Here is a 16,604-nt window from a genome sequence, read left to right on the forward strand (position 1 = left end):
TCACTTCCCTTTATTAAAAAATCACGCCTGCATGTAAAATAGCATTGGCATAAGGAGTAGCCTCTCCTGTACGAATAATCGCCTTCGCTCTCTTCGTATGCTCTTTAAATTGTTCATGAGATACATATTCAAATGCTTGCTCTTTTAATTTCAGCTCGATCTCTTTATTTACTTCCGCATTATTGATAATGACTTCTTCTGCTAATGTCACTTTTTCAATAGCCATATCATCAGCTACAACTTGTAATACATCTAAAAAACTTGGTTTCCCAATCTTAACTGCTAAATCAATTCGTTTTACTCCGTCAGGGATAGGTAATCCGCAATCAGCAATTACAATTGTATCTGTATGTCCAAGCGAAGCAAGGACTGCTGCGATTTCGCTATTTAATACACCATGCTTTTTCATCCAACGATCACCTGCACTTCACGTACTCTATCTCTCGTTGGCATACCGCCTTGTGCCCCAAGTTTCGTTACAGAAAGGCCACCAGCAATATTAGCAAAACGAATTGCTTTTTGAAGTGTTTCTCCTTCAGAAAGTGCAACTGCTAACGCACCGTTAAATGTGTCACCAGCTCCAGTCGTATCCACCACATCAACAGCAATGCTAGGAACATGTACAATCTCCGTACCATTATGGAAACGAACACCATTAGAACCTTCTGTCATCAATAACTTATTTGGGTATTTTGCCAATAAATCCTCGATTGGCGACGTAAAATCATCTAATACGATGCGGCATTCATGTTCATTTGGCGTAATGTACGTTGCCTTTTCTAAAATTTCTTCTGATAAAACTTGTGCTGGAGCTGGATTCAACATAACCGGAATTTTATGCTCCTCACAAATTGCCAGAACGTATTTTACTGTTTCAAGCGGAATCTCTAGTTGTAGAACAACCATATCAGCTTTTACGAGAAGATCTTTTGAACAATCTACAACCGACTCATTTACAAGAGCATTTGCCCCTTGCACGACAACAATACTATTATCCTCTTCTGCTAAAACGATATGAGCAATTCCTGTCGTTCCACCTGTAACCGGTACCACATAGTCGATAAAAATGCGTTCGTTCTCTAAATTGTTTCTAACTACCTTTCCATAATCATCATTTCCTACTGCTCCAACCATCGCTACATTTGCTCCTAATCTAGCTGCAGCAACTGCTTGGTTTGCACCTTTTCCCCCTGGGATTGTATGAAACGCTTCACCAATTACTGTTTCGCCTGCTTTCGGCCGTTTTTTTGAAACAGCCACTAAGTCCATTGAAATACTGCCTACTACTGCAATATTTGGCATCTGTCTCATCTCCTTACTTCGTTGTATTTCTTTCTATAATTTCAATCGGTAAACGATAGTGTTTCTCTTCCAATGCATTTCCTTCCATCTGCTCTAACAACAATTCTGTTGCAATTTTCCCGATTTCATATATTGGCTGTGCAACTGTTGTAATAGATGGATACATCATTTCTGTTAAAGAAATTCCATCGAATCCGATAATTTGTAAATCATCAGGAATAGAGATTCCCTTTTGAAGTGCAGCCTTTACAATACCAATTGCAATTAAATCATTTCCAGCAACAATACCATCAATATGCGGGTATTCTTCTAACAATTCCACCGCTACACGCTCACTATTACCTGGATCAAACGTACTCTCTGCAATCATATACGAAAGATTATTTTGTGTAATGATATCTACAAAACCTTCAAAACGTTCATTTGCCGTACTTACATCACGTGGCCCGCGAATATGTGCAATATGTTTACATCCTTTATCTATTAACAACTTTGTCGCAGCCTGACTTCCTGTATAGTTATCTGCATATACAGTAGGAATACGCTCATTAAACATACGGTCAATCGCAACGACTGGAACAGATAAATTCATGTAATTAACACTATTTTGTGGATTCGTTGCTACAATAAATCCATCCACATTATTTTGCCTAAGTACATCAATATATTGTTTCTCTTTTTCTAAACTTTCATCAGAATTACAAAGTACAACTGTATAACCTCGCTTATACGCTACATCTTCTACAGCACGTGCAACTTCTGGAAAGAATGGATTCACGATATTTGGAACAACTAAACCAATTAAACGAGATTTTTTATTATATAAAGAACGCGCTACCGTGCTAGGCTTATAATCTAGCATCTCAATCGCTCGCTCTACTTTTTTCAATGTATCCTCATGAACATATCCATTTTTATTTAACACTCTGGAAACGGTCGCAACAGATACCCCTGCTAATTTCGCAACGTCTTTAATCGTACTCATTCTCTTCCCTCTCCATTCCATGTAACCGTTTACACAAAATAATATAACGTATTTCTAAAAATACGTCAATCATTTCTCACTAAAAAGCTTTTAAGGTTATACTCAAAAAAAAGCATCGCCATAAGGCGATGCTCCTTCATTACGAAGATGATACAGTTCGTTCTTTCTCTTCTATAGCAGGCTCTTCAGCAACTTTTTTACGATCAGATAGTTTAATCTTCTGTAAGAAAATCGTAAAGATGGCACCTACTACGATAAATACTAATCCTGTTAAGAATACAGTATGAAGTGAGTCTACTAAAGAACTTTTCAAAATTGGTACGATGCTATTAGAGAATGCTTCTGGCATTTGCTTTAATGCTTCTGGATTAAAGAGCATCGAATATAAACCTTGTGGGTCTGTATGAATCATATCTTTCAATTTTGTTACCATTTGTCCCGCTTCTTTCGGGAACGTATCTAATACAGGTACTAATTTATTTGTTAATGTTGTACCTGAAGTGTTATTCATAATTGATCCTAAAATTGTAATACCGAATGTTCCACCGATTTGACGGAAGAATTGACTTGATGATGTTACTACACCAAGATCTTTTTTCGGGAAGCTTTCTTGTAACGCTAATGTTAATGTTGGCATAACAAGACCCATTCCTAAACCGATAACCATCATGTAAGAAGTAGCAGTTAGCTTCGTTGTGTGCATATCCATCGTTGTTAATAACCAGAATCCACCAGCCATAATTAGCATTCCTGTAATAATTTGTGGTTTCACACCAACTTTTAATACAAGTTGACCACCAATAATACTCATCACAATCATTGTAATCATCATCGGTGTCATAATCGTTCCTGATTCAGCAGCACTTACTCCTACAATACCTTGCATAAAGAATGGCACGAACATAATAGCACCGAACATTCCGATACTCATAAAGAATCCAATCGCATTTAGTAATGTAAATGTGCGATTTTTAAAGAAATGTATCGGTAAAATTGGCTCTTCAGCTTTCGTTTCAACAATAACAAAACTAACGATACCAATTACTGATAGTGCAAATAAACCGATAATTTGCCAAGAATCCCACGCATAATCTTTTCCGCCAAACGTTAATGCCAGTAATAAACTTACGACACCGAGAATCATCGTAAAGATTCCAGCGATATCAATTTTAATTGGTCCTGTTTGTTTATGTGATTTTAATCCCATTGCGATAAAGATTGTTGCTAAAATACCAACTGGTAAGTTAATGTAGAATACCCATCTCCAGTTCACTGCGTCTACAATCCAACCACCAACTTGTGGTCCAATTACAGAAGCAAGACCATATAACGCACCAAAAATACCTTGCCATTTCGCACGTTCTTTTCCCGTAAACATATCTCCGATAATAATCATAGCCATTGGCATCATAATACCGCCACCAAGACCTTGAATACCACGGAAAATAATTAATTCTGTCATACCATTTGCCATACCACATAACGCCGAACCAATCATAAAGATAACTAGCCCTGTTATATATACGTTACGACGACCAAGTAAATCCGCTAATTTACCTGCAATTGGTACAACTGTCGTTGATGTTAACATATAAGCTGTTGTTAACCACGTCATTAAGCTTAATCCGCCTAGTTCACCGACGATACGTGGCATTGCTGTACCGACGATTGTTCCATCTAATGCAGCAAATAGCATCGCGATTACTAAACCGACTAACAACAACTTTCTATTCTGATTTTCTTGTTGCTCCATGTAATCTCCTCAATTCCTCTTAGTTTTTCTCTTTTTTCTTTGGTATCTCGCAAATAATTGTTTCTAGCTTCTCAAAAAGGCGTAACAAATCTTCTCGTTCTTGTAATTCTAATTGTGAGAAGTATTTGGCGATATGCTCATTACGAGCCGCCATAGCCTCTTCTACTGTAGCTTTCCCCTTTTTCGTTAGCTCAATGACGACAACGCGGCGATCATTATTGTCGTGATAACGCTCTACTAGCCCATGATCGATTAAACGATCAATCATTACTGTAATCGCGCTCGGTTTCACGTACATTTTCTCCGCCAATTTTGTCGCTCTTGAGGCTCCGTGATGATCTAAAATCTTCAAAATATAAAACTGTGGTGGTGTAAGTCCTGATGCTTGCATTTGTTCCAATAGCTCTGTTTGCATTTTCTTTCCTATAGCGAATGTAAGAGCTTGAATCTTATCAATATGAGTCATGTCATTTGGCATATTATCCACCTCTTATTTAAACACTAAAATATTTAACGTATTTAAATATTAATCGCACGAACAAATTCCGTCAATACCTTTTATCCATAAAAACGTTTACATTTCTGACACAAAGTTGTATACTTTTCGTCGAAGTTAATATTGACAGTCACGGTGAATCGGAGTATAGGGCTATGAATCATAAAAAAGGAAACTTTTTTATATTTCATGGCCTTTTTATATTCTCTATGACTTACAACACTTCGAATTAATTAGGGGAGGATTTTCATTTTATGTTTTTCACACAATTATTTAAACCTGCGCCCCACGCAGAACGCTTACCAGCTGATCACGTCGATAGCGAATACCGTAAATTACGCTTACAAGTATTTTTAGGTATCTTCATCGGTTATGCAGGGTATTACTTTGTTCGAAAAAACTTTTCACTGGCAATGCCATATTTAATCGAACAAGGATTTAGTAAAGGAGAACTTGGAGTTATCCTTTCAGCGGTATCTATCGCTTACGGATTAAGTAAATTTCTTATGGGGATTGTATCCGATCGTTGTAATCCTCGCTACTTTTTAGCAGCTGGGCTATTTTTATCAGGTATCATTAATATTATTTTCGGTTCATTCTCTTTTATTACAACGAGCATTATACTTATGTTTGTACTTCAATTTTTAAATGGATGGGTACAAGGTATGGGATGGCCTCCTTGTGGTCGTACGATGGTTCACTGGTTCTCCATTAGTGAGCGTGGTACAAAAATGTCTATTTGGAACGTCGCTCATAACGTCGGCGGCGCACTTATGCCTTCACTCGTTACATTAGGCCTATATTTCTTTGCAAATGACTGGAAAAGTATATTTTACTTCCCAGGTATCCTTTCAATTCTAGTTGGGATTTATGTATTAATTACGATGAGAGATACACCTCAATCTTGCGGATTACCTTCTATTGAAGAACATACTGGGGAATACCCGTCAGATGAAAAAGTAAAAGATCGTGAACGCGAGCTTTCGGTAAAGGAAATTTTATTTACATACGTACTAAACAATAAGTTTTTATGGTACATCGCTATCGCGAATGTTTTCGTATATTTCGTACGTTACGGCGTTGTAGACTGGGCTCCTACTTATTTAGTAGAGGAAAAAAGCTTTACTCATAGTAGCTCACGTACAGCTTATGCGCTATATGAATGGGCTGGTATTCCAGGTACACTTCTTTGCGGGTGGATGAGTGATAAACTGTTTAAAGGGCGCCGTGCACCTGCTGGTATTTTATTTATGGTCGGTGTATTCATTGCCGTTCTCGTTTACTGGCTAAATCCTGCTGGTCACCCAATCATTGATAGTATTGCTCTTGTTTCCATTGGATTTTTAATTTACGGACCTGTTATGTTAATTGGGCTACATGCTCTGGACTTAGCACCTAAAAAAGCTGCCGGAACTGCAGCAGGATTAACTGGCTTCTTCGGTTACCTAGGCGGGGCTACTTTTGCTAGCGCAGCTATGGGCTTTATCGTGGATGCATTCGGATGGGATGGCGGATTCATTTTGTTACTTGTATCTTGCGTACTTGCAATGTTCTTCCTTGCCCTCACTTTAAATACAGGATCGGCAAAGTCAAAACAAGCTTAAACAAAATATAATATGTAAAAAAAACATAAAAATAGCTCTTAGCGTTTACATACATGCTAAGAGCTATTCTTTATTTACAGCACTTTTCTTACTAGTTATGACAATCAATTCCTTCCCTACTATAAAATTAAAATATTTGATGAAACACCTTTATTAAAACAGCCAACATAACAGATCCTGCAAATCCACCTAAACAAATAAGGCTTACTCCTTGACTATACGACAAATTTTGAAATGATTTCATACCTTCCATCCTCCCTATCTCCCCTTTGATACTCTTATTTTATCAATGGGAAAAATTTCATAACATCGATTTCTCTAACAACTAACTTACAAATTTGTAAGTTAACTTCTTTTTAACTTATATATCTAGTATTTCCACAAATGAGAGTTATTTATACATAAAGTGAAACTTTAATCAGTGGGGGTTTTGTTCATCCCCCACTGATTATTAGCCTTCACCAATCGGGCATTTACGGGAAGTTGATCTCCCACCTAACTTCTTTGCACCAGCCGAATTTTGAGGTGGGAGTTTTACTGCCCGCAAATAGAGGGATAAAAAAAAGACCACGGCTATTTCAAGGTCTTTTTTACATTCTATTTCGTTTTATTTTATAATCATTACTGGACATTTCACTCGTTTTGCTATTTTATGACTTACGCTACCAAGCACCATTTCTTGCAATGTATTTAATCCTCTACTACCAGCAATAACAAGATCTATATCTCCTGTATTTACATATTGAACGAGCGTATCCCCAGGATCACCATGTAATATCGTAAATTCATAAGAAATCTTCTCTTTCTTTAATAGTCCTTCAATTTCTTTTAATTTATCTTTTCGACTAGCTGATATTGTTTCTAAATCTGTTTGTCCATGTATAATATCTGATTTTGCTGTCCTATTATCTACGACATATACCACTTCAACATTTACTTCCTCGCTAAATTTCGCAATATGTATTGCATGCTCCGCTGCCCGAAGTGCATGTTCAGAACCATCACATGCTAATAGAATTTGTTTGTACATATGTTGAATCCCCTTTTCGTTATCCTACTCGTATTATATAATAAAGCCTCCTAAAAAGGAGGCTTCTAACCAGCAATTCTTTTATTATAAATAGCTAAATTTGTAACGAGTTTCGAGCTACGTTCATTTAATCCTGTTATCCTTACTTTCACACCACTTCGTTCATACTTCATGATAACTTTATCAATTTCCGCTACTGCTGAATCATCCCATACATGTGCGTGAGTAAAATTCATCTCAATTTCTTTCACATTTTCATCGAAAGAAAAATTCTTTATAAAATCGGCCGTAGATGCAAAAAAGAGTTGACCATGAATTTCGTATATTTTCTTATTTTCAATATATAAATGTTTCACGTGAATCTTTGCCATATTGAATGCAAATAAAACAGCACTAATTACCGTTCCAATAATTACACCTAATCCTAAATTGTGAGTAATCAAAACAACGACAACTGTTACGATCATAACAAAGGCATTCCCTTTTGGCACTTTATGAATCGTCGCTACAGAGTTCCAATCAAATGTTCCGATTGAAACCATGATCATAACAGCAACTAAAGCACCCATCGGAATATGAACAACGTAATCGCCTAAAACAAATAGCAATACGATTAAAAAACCACCGGCTAGAAACGTCGATAATCTCCCGCGATCACCTGATTTAATATTAATAACAGATTGACCAATCATTTTTTATCTTTTGAAACAAAGTATCACCCTCTACTCTTCTATTGTTTGATTCTCTCCGCAAGAGAATTAAGGCCGACTGCACGAAGGCTATTATATAACGAGCAAAGGATTTTGTACTATGCAAAAATTCCCTAAAGAAAAAGACGCCACTTTAGTAGCGCCTTTTCTCATTTCATTAATGTCCACCATGCCCCTTACCACTTTCTTGAACAATCTCTAATCTATCATCTAATATTCCTTGTGTTTCAAATGAAATATCACTCGTACTGCCTAAAAGGAAACCATGGTTATATGGTCCCAGTGTTGGGTCATCTTTAAACTTCGGCTGGATCGTAGCAAGGAAGTCATAAACTGGTTGTGAAGCTTTACCTTCCTCTAGCAAGACAACAGGTGCATGTTTACCCATATGTGAAAATGGTGCGCCAGCAACTGCTAAATCCGGTGTTGCACTCGAAACAAATGACACACCGTGACCAGGTTTTGTGAATCCCCAACCAAATTTTGTTTTCTCATCTTTAAATTTCGCAAATGCAATTGAATTCTCTGTCGGTGTCCCTCCACTAATGCGAGTTACTTTTCCATATTTACTTAACTCTTTTTCTACTTCTTTTGAAACAATCCTTTCTGGTCCTAATACATATATATTTGCTTTGTCTTTTCTCATTTTTAATGCTTCTATTGTCGCTTCTGGTACTTTATTTTTCTCTGTATATAGAAGCGGTTCTGGCATGTGAGAAATCCAGTTTACCGCTGGTGTTGTATATAAACGCCCTTCTTCTTCAGACGAACCGATAATAACGCTATTTGGATAACTTCCTGTTATATCGGCGTATTCTTTATCAACATCTTTCGCAAATGTAGCTGGATCTGTTTCTTTTATTTGTTTTACTTTATAGTCTTTTAATTGTTCAAGAACAGCTGCACCTACATCACCCATCACCATAATTTGTGTTCCATCTTTCGTTCCGAGCGGATTTAGTCGTTTTATTTCTTTTAACGTCATGTCAGGTACCTGTTCTTTTTCTATAAATAAAATCGGCCCGTTATTCGGATGATGAATAAGATCCGCACTTGCAATACCTAATTGCCACTCGCTTACTGGTACTAAAATAACCGCGCCTGGCTGATTCTCTTTATGAGTTGCTGGCCATATTGTTTGCGAAGCTAATACTGCCATTTTAAGCGGATCATTTGTATTTAATCTCGTTACGTTTTTTAAACTTGTCGTTAATACATCATTCGATGCTCCTTGATTCATTTCTTTCGGCGCAGTTACCCCTTGATTCATTTTCATTTCCTTTTTCTCTGTTTCCTTCTCTTTTGTAGATTCATGCTTTGTATGGTCCATATTCGTTTGTCCACATGCAGCAAGACCCACTGCTGTAATTATCGTTACGCCCAAAATGCGAGTTACTTTTTTCATTATATCGCCTCCGTATTCGTCGTTATCGAGCCAATATCATTCCCTAAAGTAGAAGTTCAACTAAACAATAACAAGCAATTCTGAAGAAATTATGCAGATGCATGATAATCTGCACCATTTCTTCATGATTTTGACTTACAATTTAAGTAACGATTATAAAGATGGGGGGCTCTCTATGATTGATATACTGCTCGTAGACGATGAGCCGAGAATGCTTGAATTATTAACACTTTATCTTACTCCAATCGGATACAACTGCATATGTGCAGTGTCCGGAGAAGAAGCTATTTCACATATAGAGAATCGACACTTTAAGTTTGTTTTACTCGATATTATGATGCCAAAGATGGACGGATGGGAAACATGTAAAAGAATTCGATCATTTAGTAACGTTCCTATCATTATGGTAACTGCTCGTGATCAAACGGTAGATGTCGTCCAAGGATTAAAACTTGGAGCAGATGATTATGTAACGAAACCTTTTCATGAAGAGGAGCTCTTTGCAAGAATTGAAGCTGTTTTACGGCGTACGAATCAACATGCCAAAATCGAATATCACGGCATTTTATGGGATGAAACAAAACATTTCGTGTCTGTCCATGATGAAGAACTTCTTCTCACTCCAATCGAATTCTCTTTGCTCGGGTTATTTTTACGCCATGTGAACTACGTATTAGGCCGTGATCAACTCATTGAACGAATTTGGGGATTCAATACAAATACAGAAGATAGAACAGTCGATTCACATATTCGTAATTTACGTGATAAATTACGGAAAGGAAATTTCCCTATTGATCATCATTTAAAGACTGTATACGGAGTTGGTTATCGGTGGATTGATATGGAAGAGTAAGGAGCAAAGTGATGAAACGAATCTCTATTCAATTCGGATTTTATTTTTTAATTGTTACACTTTTAATCGAAAGCGTCCTCTTTGTTTTGCTCTATTATAGCCTTGTCAACAATAGAGTAAATGAAGAAATGACCGCTTTATTAAAGCGTGGCAATAGTCACCGAGATGTCCTTGAAAAGTATTATGACAGGCAAACAATCTCCCATGTTGCTTTAATGGAATCCGAAGCTGAAACAACTGTCGTTATTACAGATGCGAATAAAGAAGTATTAGCAAAATCCAACGAACTAGATACTACTATAAAGAAACATATTACAGAGATGAATACGCGGACAAATCATAACGGAGCAATTATAGAAAATCATTGGAAAACCTCTAATTATATATGCACAATTAGCCCAATTGTAGTAGCAGGAAAAATAGAAGGCTATGTATATATGTTTCTCGGGACGGAATCAATCGAAGAAATGGTTAACGGGGTGACGAAACAATTTATTATTGCTGGAGTCATTACTTTCCTATTAACAGCCATTACCATTTTTCTATTATCGCGTTTATTAACAAAACCATTGTTACACATGAAACATGCTACCGAAAAAATGAGTAAAGGAGATTTATCAGTATCATTAACGACTACTCGAAATGACGAAATTGGTGAACTAGCATCATCTATTCAAACGCTCGCAAATGATTTACATTATATGAAAACAGAGCGAAGTGAATTTCTAGCAAGTGTTGCTCACGAATTACGAACACCTTTAACGTACGTAAGAGGTTATGCGGACATCGCATTAAAAGAAAGCACATCTCCTGAGCAACGTTTACGATACTTATCCATTATTAAAGATGAATCTGATTATATTACAAACTTAGTTCAAGACTTATTTTTACTTGCACAGATGGAAAAACATAGCTTTTCTATCGAAGTAAAAGAAGTTCAGTTACACTCTTTTCTTACTCGTATAACTGAAAAAGTAAACGCCATGTATAAGGAAAGACACGTTAAAGTTTCTTTTACTTGTCCTCCTTCCCTGCTAGTAAGCTTAGATGAACAGCGATTCGAACAAGTTGTAGTGAACATTTTAAATAACGCTTATAGACATTCAAAGGAGCATTCTCATATCAACATTTCTGTTACAGAAGAAACCAAACGTATTTCCATTACAATTGAAGATGAAGGCGAAGGTATTCCGCCTGAAGACCTCCCTCACATTTTCGACCGTTTTTATCGCGTTGATAAAGCAAGAACACGTGCTACAGGCGGAACCGGTTTAGGACTATCTATCGCGAAAGAAATCATAGAACTACACGGCGGGAATATTACTGTCACAAGTAAAGTTGATCACGGGTCTTGTTTCACCATTTCATTACCATATATAAAGAAACACGACTACCATCAGTAGTCGTGTTTCTTTATCCTTAAGATTTTACTTTATAGTATAAATTTACAAATTGCCCAAAACGTTTCGTATCCGTTAAAGTTAAATGAATTTCCGGATTCTTTTCTTGAAATAATGGAACTCCAGAACCTAATATATGAGGTGTAATCGTAACAACATATTCATCAATTAGATTATTCTTAAAGAACTCTCTCAGTAGATCTCCTCCACCAACCATCCATATTTTAGATCCTTCCTGTGCTTTTATCCTTTTTGTAAACTCCACTATATCTTCATTTACAAACTCCAGATTTCCATTTGAACCTTTTTCGGAACGAGAAAAAACATAACATTTTTTATCTAGGTACGGAAAGGTTTCCGTATGCTCTACCACATAATCATAAGTTCTCTTTCCCATAATTATTGTATCAATTGTTTCGTACATTTCTGTATAGCCGTTGTCTCCCTCTCCTTCCGTTTCCATTAACCACTCTAAATCATCGTCTTCTTTCGCTATATATCCATCTAAACTAGCTGCAATAAATAAAACAATTTCACGTGACATATATCTTCCTCCTTGCATCTCATCTTGATAACAGTATGATGTAAACAATATACTAACAATAAAACATGACAATTTACGTCATGTTAAAAAAGAAAAAAGGTGATGTATTTGTCAAAAGCAAAACGTTTGTTAGATATTCTTATATTTGCTTCTGCGAAAAAAACATTTACAGCTCAAGAAATAGCTGATGAATTTAATATTTCCGTTCGTACTGTCCATAGATACATTTTAGATTTAAGCGATATGGGATTACCGATTTATGCTGAACAAGGTCGCAATGGAGGATATAAAGTATTAACGAATAGAGTAATTCCCCCTATTTTATTTACGGAAGAAGAAGCGGTCTCCATCTTTTTTGCCTTTCAATCTTTAAGCTACTACCGAGACTTGCCTTTTAACACAGAAATCAGTTCTGTTACTCATAAACTGTATAGCTCTCTACAAAATGATGCGAAAGCGAAAGTTGATACAATACGTTCTTATATCGCTTTTTGGAATCCGAAGAGAGCAATTGAGACACCACTTTTAAACGAAGTGTTAACTGCCGCTATTGAAAATAAAAATTTACACTTTCAATACGAATCTAAATCGGGAGTAAAAACAAAACATGTTCATCCTATCGGTGTATATGCTCACGATGGTTTATGGTATTTGCCGTCCTATGACTATGGCAGGAAAAAAGTATTACTGTATCGTGTTGATCGTATTCTTTCTATATTATCAACAGAGGAAAATGAAGATACGTTCATGAATTTAGAAGAATGGTTTGCCTCTAACTCTAACGTAGTACACATTCCTACTCAGCTACATGTTTTATTAACGACTGAAGGCGTGCGCCAATGTAAAAGCGTCCCTTACCTTGAAGAGTTCGTTTTAATAAATGAAGACGGGACAGGATATATACATTCAACAATTGATAAAGCCGAAATCAATTTTATTACGCCTTTATTTTATAGACTTGGAAAAGATGCAAAAGTTTTAGAACCGAAAGAATTGATAGATGGTTTACGTATACGTGCGAAAGAAGTTTTACATATGTATGGGGACGAAAAAAGCTGCTAAATATAAGCAGCTTTTTTCTTCTTCGTTTGCTAATTTACAACCTAAACATTTCATAATACTTCCCCCTCTGTTAAAAACATAAAAACGTGAGCGCCCTACTCTCACGTTTTACGTTTCACTTCACTAATTCAATTGTTTCCGTAACCTTTATACTATCTTTTACAGATTGAACAATTGTGCAATTTTTCACTGCAAGCTGCAACGCCTTGTCCAACTGCTCTTCTGTAATGTTTTCCGCTTTAATTTTATAGTGCAAATGAATACTTTCAACTGGTTTCGATAAAGCTTCACTTCTCCCAATTTCAGTTTCAATTGTAAACGTATCGTATGTAATACGTTTTTTCTCTAAAATTGTGCGAAAGACAATTGCACTGCATCCCGCGATAGAAGAAACGAGTAATTGTAACGGTGAATACCCGTTTTCTTTTCCTATCGCTAATTGACCATACGATAAATCTGCTTCTATATCATCGTGTTTGATTGTTATTTTCATATGTTTTTTCCATCTCCACTTTCATCGGTTTCTTCCGTTTCTTACTCATATAATAATATATGTAGCAGAAAATGATAAATGGAATACCACAATATAACGCCATTCGTTGTTCTGGAATGAACGCTAAACTAATAACAACGATACTATTTGTAACTAAAGCTAAAATTGGAACAATTGGATATAAAGGCGTTTTATACTTTAAATCCTCTAATTTCCCTCCGCCTTTGATATACTGACTTCTAAAGCGTAGTTGCGATAAAGCAATAATGATCCAACTCGATACAGCTGATAAACCAGCTATAGATAATAAATACATATATACTGTATCTTCTGCAAGGAAGCTTGTTAATAAAGATAAAGCAGCTACTGCAATCGTTACAACTAATGCTGTAATTGGAATACCACGTTTATTTACTTTCTTGAAAGAAGTTGGTGCCATTCCTTCATTTGCAAGTGACCATAATATACGAGTTGCCGCATATAATCCTGAATTCGCTACAGATAATAAAGCAGTAATAATAACGAAGTTCATAATATCAGCTGCATATGGAATACCGATTTTATCAAATACAACTACGAATGGACTTTCAATTACTCCTGCTTCTTTCCAAGAAATTAACCCTACTAAAATTGTCATTGTTAAGATGAAGAATATCATAATACGCCATACTGTATTACGAATTGCACGTGGAATTGTTTTTTCAGGCTCCTGACTCTCTCCTGCTGCAATCCCGATTAACTCTGTTCCTTGGAACGAGAAGTTAACTGTAATCATCGTAAGTAATACCGCAGCTAGTCCGTTCGGGAAAAGTCCGCCATCACTTACAAAGTTAGAGAAAAGAGGTGCTGCTTCTTTTCCGTCATATGGTATAAATCCTAATAATGCACTACCACCAAGAACAATAAATGCAAGAATTGTAACTACTTTAATACTAGAGAACCAAAACTCTAATTCAGCATAACTTTTCGCTGATATTGCATTTGAAGCATATAAAATAACTCCGAATACGAGACACCATACCCAAACATCAACATTCGGAAACCATCTTTTCATCATTAAACCAATCGACGTTAATTCTAATCCTACTGTTACTGCCCATCCAATCCAGTATAGCCAGCCGATCATAAACCCTGTTCCCGGTCCAATAAACTTTGTCGCATACTTTTGGAAAGACCCTGAAACCGGCATCGCTACCGTTAGCTCTCCAAGACAAAGCATTGTTAAATACATAATAAATCCGCCCACTAAGTAAGAGAGAATTGCTCCCCCTGGTCCAGCTTGATTAATGGTATAACCTGATCCTAGAAAAAAGCCTGTCCCGATTACACCACCAAGTGCGATCATAAATAAATGTCTACTCTTCATCGTACGATGTAATTTCTCATTCGTTGTTTGCTGCATCTTAATCCTCCCCTACAAATACCCCTATCTCTTTTTAAAATTTTCTGATAATAAAAATATACACGAAAGCGATTACAATTTCCATATAAAATTAACACTTTTCTGATAAAACAATATAAAAATCGAATTATTGCAAGATTTAGATTCTATTTAGAGGAAAATAAGGATAAACAAGGAAAAACCCTTACATATATTGTAAGGGTTACCTAAGTTCTAGTCTTCTCGATAAAATTGATAAACTGTAATTCACTATAAAATACATACAAGCGACTAATATAAACGTTGGAATCATATAGTTTACATTTTGTCCGCTAATAATTTGAGCATTATGCATAAGCTCCGGCAATGATATAACAACCGCTAACGACGTGTCTTTCAGCAATGAAATAAATTGACTGACAAGCGGCGGAACCATTCTTCTTAATGCTTGCGGTAAAATAATATGCCAAAGCGCTTGAACATACGTTAATCCTGAAGATCTCGCGGCCTCAACCTGTCCTTTTTCAATAGACAATAGACCACTTCGAACAATTTCAGATATCATAGCCGCTTCAAATATCGTTAAAGCAACTATTGTAGCGGTTATAATTTCTAACTTCAATCCCGCTTCTGGAAGAGCAAAATAAGTAAAAAATATAATTAAAAGTAGCGGTAAATTTCGAATGACTTCCACAATAAAACCTAATACTTGTGAGACGACAGGTATTTTCGTGTAGCGTAATGTTCCTATTACACTCCCAATAATAAAGCTAAGCACTATCGCTACGAGCGCTACCTCTAACGTTATGAGTAATCCTTTTAATAAAAAAAGGATATGATCACCTGTTATCGCTCCCTTAAAATCCATTTATACCGCCTCCTTTGCCAAGCGTTTTTCTAAATAACGCACTAGCATACTGAGCGGAATTGTTAATACTAAGTAGAGCATCCCGACAAATATATACACATCAAATGTAACAAACGTCTTCGTTGAAATTAAGTCTCCTTGATACATTAAATCAGCCCCAGCAATAATTCCAAGTATAGAAGAGTTTTTGACTAAATTGAGAAATTGATTTCCTAAAGGAGGGATTACGATTTTCATCGCTTGGGGTAAAACGACATGATACATCGCTTGCGTATATGTTAATCCGGAAGAACGTGCCGCTTCCATTTGTCCTTTCGCAACTGATAAAATACCAGCACGAATTACTTCTGCAATGAAAGCCGCCGTATACACCGTCAGTGCAACTGTCCCTGCTACAAAACCATTTAAAGTAATTCCTATTACAGGTAAAGCGAAATAGAATATAAATGCAATTAATACAAGTGGAATATTTCTTACAAACTCTACAATAGCGGATCCCATCCAATTCAAAATACGAATAGGCGCAATGCGCATTACTGCCAAAATTATTCCTAAAATAAAACTTCCTATTAATGCGATTACACTAGACATAACCGTATATTTAAAACCTTCTAAATACATATCAGCGTTATTTGTTAATATAGAAAAATCAGGCACATATTCTCCCCTCTTTCTTTACAAGAAGAGGATGAGCATCCCTCATCCTCTTACTATGTCT

17 protein-coding genes and 2 pseudogenes are annotated in these 16,604 nt (G+C 36.2%); 4 read left to right on the forward strand and 15 right to left on the reverse strand.

All coding sequences use genetic code 11. The features are described from left to right. Window positions 1–13: 13 nt before the first annotated feature. The 5 genes from rbsD to COI75_RS02865 all read right to left on the reverse strand — a co-directional run bounded on the left by rbsD (window position 14) and on the right by COI75_RS02865 (window position 4,518). Complete coding sequence (rbsD, locus tag COI75_RS02845; RefSeq protein ID WP_000716143.1) at window positions 14–409, reverse strand: D-ribose pyranase; 396 nt, start codon at window positions 407–409, stop codon at window positions 14–16. Then, entirely contained in the window at window positions 406–1,302 is an 897-nt protein-coding gene (gene rbsK / locus COI75_RS02850; protein WP_001132857.1) for a ribokinase, read from the reverse strand. Before rbsK ends, rbsD begins: the two co-directional genes overlap by 4 nt. 13 nt (window positions 1,303–1,315) lie before the next feature. Further along, window positions 1,316–2,287, reverse strand: a complete 972-nt coding sequence (rbsR, locus tag COI75_RS02855) for a ribose operon transcriptional repressor RbsR (protein ID WP_000104063.1) — start codon at window positions 2,285–2,287, stop codon at window positions 1,316–1,318. A gap of 139 nt (window positions 2,288–2,426) precedes the next feature. Next, window positions 2,427–4,040: an MDR family MFS transporter gene (locus COI75_RS02860; RefSeq protein WP_000437652.1), complete on the reverse strand. Its 1,614-nt coding sequence runs from the start codon at window positions 4,038–4,040 to the stop codon at window positions 2,427–2,429. A 19-nt stretch (window positions 4,041–4,059) separates the two neighbouring features. Continuing rightward, window positions 4,060–4,518, reverse strand: a complete 459-nt coding sequence (locus COI75_RS02865) for a MarR family winged helix-turn-helix transcriptional regulator (RefSeq protein WP_001132368.1) — start codon at window positions 4,516–4,518, stop codon at window positions 4,060–4,062. A 272-nt stretch (window positions 4,519–4,790) separates the two neighbouring features. On the opposite strand from COI75_RS02865, the gene glpT reads away from it, so the two are divergent. Next, complete coding sequence (gene glpT, locus COI75_RS02870) at window positions 4,791–6,140, forward strand: glycerol-3-phosphate transporter (RefSeq protein WP_000466378.1); 1,350 nt, start codon at window positions 4,791–4,793, stop codon at window positions 6,138–6,140. Window positions 6,141–6,267: 127 nt separating this feature from the next. On the opposite strand, the gene COI75_RS02875 is transcribed toward glpT, so the two are convergent. The 4 genes and pseudogenes from COI75_RS02875 to COI75_RS02890 form a co-directional block, all read right to left on the reverse strand. Then, entirely contained in the window at window positions 6,268–6,384 is a 117-nt protein-coding gene (locus COI75_RS02875) for a DUF4027 family protein (protein WP_002095900.1), read from the reverse strand. 363 nt (window positions 6,385–6,747) lie between these two features. Beyond that, window positions 6,748–7,170, reverse strand: coding sequence for a universal stress protein (locus COI75_RS02880; protein WP_000278008.1), 423 nt, complete (start codon window positions 7,168–7,170; stop codon window positions 6,748–6,750). Between the two features lie 65 nt (window positions 7,171–7,235). After that, window positions 7,236–7,862: pseudogene (locus COI75_RS02885) on the reverse strand (SulP family inorganic anion transporter); the annotation flags it as partial. A gap of 175 nt (window positions 7,863–8,037) precedes the next feature. Further along, window positions 8,038–9,285 carry a cell wall-binding repeat-containing protein gene (locus COI75_RS02890; protein ID WP_098448223.1) on the reverse strand — a complete coding sequence of 416 codons (1,248 nt, stop codon included), beginning with the start codon at window positions 9,283–9,285 and terminating at the stop codon, window positions 8,038–8,040. A gap of 175 nt (window positions 9,286–9,460) precedes the next feature. On the opposite strand from COI75_RS02890, the gene COI75_RS02895 reads away from it, so the two are divergent. Together COI75_RS02895 and COI75_RS02900 are read left to right on the forward strand one after the other, a co-directional pair. Further along, entirely contained in the window at window positions 9,461–10,138 is a 678-nt protein-coding gene (locus tag COI75_RS02895) for a response regulator transcription factor (protein WP_098380840.1), read from the forward strand. 11 nt (window positions 10,139–10,149) lie between these two features. Continuing rightward, entirely contained in the window at window positions 10,150–11,541 is a 1,392-nt protein-coding gene (locus COI75_RS02900; protein ID WP_098448224.1) for a sensor histidine kinase, read from the forward strand. 16 nt (window positions 11,542–11,557) lie between these two features. On the opposite strand, the gene COI75_RS02905 is transcribed toward COI75_RS02900, so the two are convergent. Then, window positions 11,558–12,082 carry a dihydrofolate reductase family protein gene (locus COI75_RS02905; RefSeq protein ID WP_000085759.1) on the reverse strand — a complete coding sequence of 175 codons (525 nt, stop codon included), beginning with the start codon at window positions 12,080–12,082 and terminating at the stop codon, window positions 11,558–11,560. A gap of 102 nt (window positions 12,083–12,184) precedes the next feature. Here COI75_RS02905 and COI75_RS02910 point away from each other — a divergent pair, with 102 nt between their 5' ends. Continuing rightward, window positions 12,185–13,144, forward strand: a complete 960-nt coding sequence (locus COI75_RS02910; protein ID WP_141535079.1) for a helix-turn-helix transcriptional regulator — start codon at window positions 12,185–12,187, stop codon at window positions 13,142–13,144. A 15-nt stretch (window positions 13,145–13,159) separates the two neighbouring features. On the opposite strand, the pseudogene COI75_RS27180 reads toward COI75_RS02910, so the two are convergent. The 5 genes and pseudogenes from COI75_RS27180 to COI75_RS02935 form a co-directional block, all read right to left on the reverse strand. Next, window positions 13,160–13,249, reverse strand: a pseudogene (locus COI75_RS27180) (HIT family protein); the annotation flags it as partial. Window positions 13,250–13,259: 10 nt separating this feature from the next. Next, window positions 13,260–13,637 carry an OsmC family protein gene (locus COI75_RS02920; RefSeq protein WP_000704768.1) on the reverse strand — a complete coding sequence of 126 codons (378 nt, stop codon included), beginning with the start codon at window positions 13,635–13,637 and terminating at the stop codon, window positions 13,260–13,262. After that, window positions 13,612–15,039 carry an amino acid permease gene (locus COI75_RS02925; RefSeq protein WP_001187999.1) on the reverse strand — a complete coding sequence of 476 codons (1,428 nt, stop codon included), beginning with the start codon at window positions 15,037–15,039 and terminating at the stop codon, window positions 13,612–13,614. The genes COI75_RS02920 and COI75_RS02925 overlap by 26 nt, the downstream gene beginning before the upstream one ends. Window positions 15,040–15,241: 202 nt before the next feature. After that, window positions 15,242–15,886, reverse strand: coding sequence for an amino acid ABC transporter permease (locus COI75_RS02930; RefSeq protein WP_000345990.1), 645 nt, complete (start codon window positions 15,884–15,886; stop codon window positions 15,242–15,244). Beyond that, complete coding sequence (locus COI75_RS02935; protein WP_098448225.1) at window positions 15,887–16,543, reverse strand: amino acid ABC transporter permease; 657 nt, start codon at window positions 16,541–16,543, stop codon at window positions 15,887–15,889. Window positions 16,544–16,604 lie beyond the last annotated feature (61 nt).

It is taken from the genome of Bacillus cereus (genome assembly GCF_002564555.1).
Classification (GTDB): domain Bacteria; phylum Bacillota; class Bacilli; order Bacillales; family Bacillaceae_G; genus Bacillus_A; species Bacillus_A cereus_K.

Coding starts and splice junctions, on each gene's coding strand:
- rbsD (WP_000716143.1), bottom strand. CDS start 409: ATGAAAAAGCATGGTGTATTAAATAGCGAAATCGCAGCAGTCCTTGCT.
- rbsK (WP_001132857.1), bottom strand. CDS start 1,302: ATGCCAAATATTGCAGTAGTAGGCAGTATTTCAATGGACTTAGTGGCT.
- rbsR (WP_000104063.1), bottom strand. CDS start 2,287: ATGAGTACGATTAAAGACGTTGCGAAATTAGCAGGGGTATCTGTTGCG.
- COI75_RS02860 (WP_000437652.1), bottom strand. CDS start 4,040: ATGGAGCAACAAGAAAATCAGAATAGAAAGTTGTTGTTAGTCGGTTTA.
- COI75_RS02865 (WP_001132368.1), bottom strand. CDS start 4,518: ATGCCAAATGACATGACTCATATTGATAAGATTCAAGCTCTTACATTC.
- glpT (WP_000466378.1), top strand. CDS start 4,791: ATGTTTTTCACACAATTATTTAAACCTGCGCCCCACGCAGAACGCTTA.
- COI75_RS02875 (WP_002095900.1), bottom strand. CDS start 6,384: ATGAAATCATTTCAAAATTTGTCGTATAGTCAAGGAGTAAGCCTTATT.
- COI75_RS02880 (WP_000278008.1), bottom strand. CDS start 7,170: ATGTACAAACAAATTCTATTAGCATGTGATGGTTCTGAACATGCACTT.
- COI75_RS02890 (WP_098448223.1), bottom strand. CDS start 9,285: ATGAAAAAAGTAACTCGCATTTTGGGCGTAACGATAATTACAGCAGTG.
- COI75_RS02895 (WP_098380840.1), top strand. CDS start 9,461: ATGATTGATATACTGCTCGTAGACGATGAGCCGAGAATGCTTGAATTA.
- COI75_RS02900 (WP_098448224.1), top strand. CDS start 10,150: ATGAAACGAATCTCTATTCAATTCGGATTTTATTTTTTAATTGTTACA.
- COI75_RS02905 (WP_000085759.1), bottom strand. CDS start 12,082: ATGTCACGTGAAATTGTTTTATTTATTGCAGCTAGTTTAGATGGATAT.
- COI75_RS02910 (WP_141535079.1), top strand. CDS start 12,185: ATGTATTTGTCAAAAGCAAAACGTTTGTTAGATATTCTTATATTTGCT.
- COI75_RS02920 (WP_000704768.1), bottom strand. CDS start 13,637: ATGAAAATAACAATCAAACACGATGATATAGAAGCAGATTTATCGTAT.
- COI75_RS02925 (WP_001187999.1), bottom strand. CDS start 15,039: ATGCAGCAAACAACGAATGAGAAATTACATCGTACGATGAAGAGTAGA.
- COI75_RS02930 (WP_000345990.1), bottom strand. CDS start 15,886: ATGGATTTTAAGGGAGCGATAACAGGTGATCATATCCTTTTTTTATTA.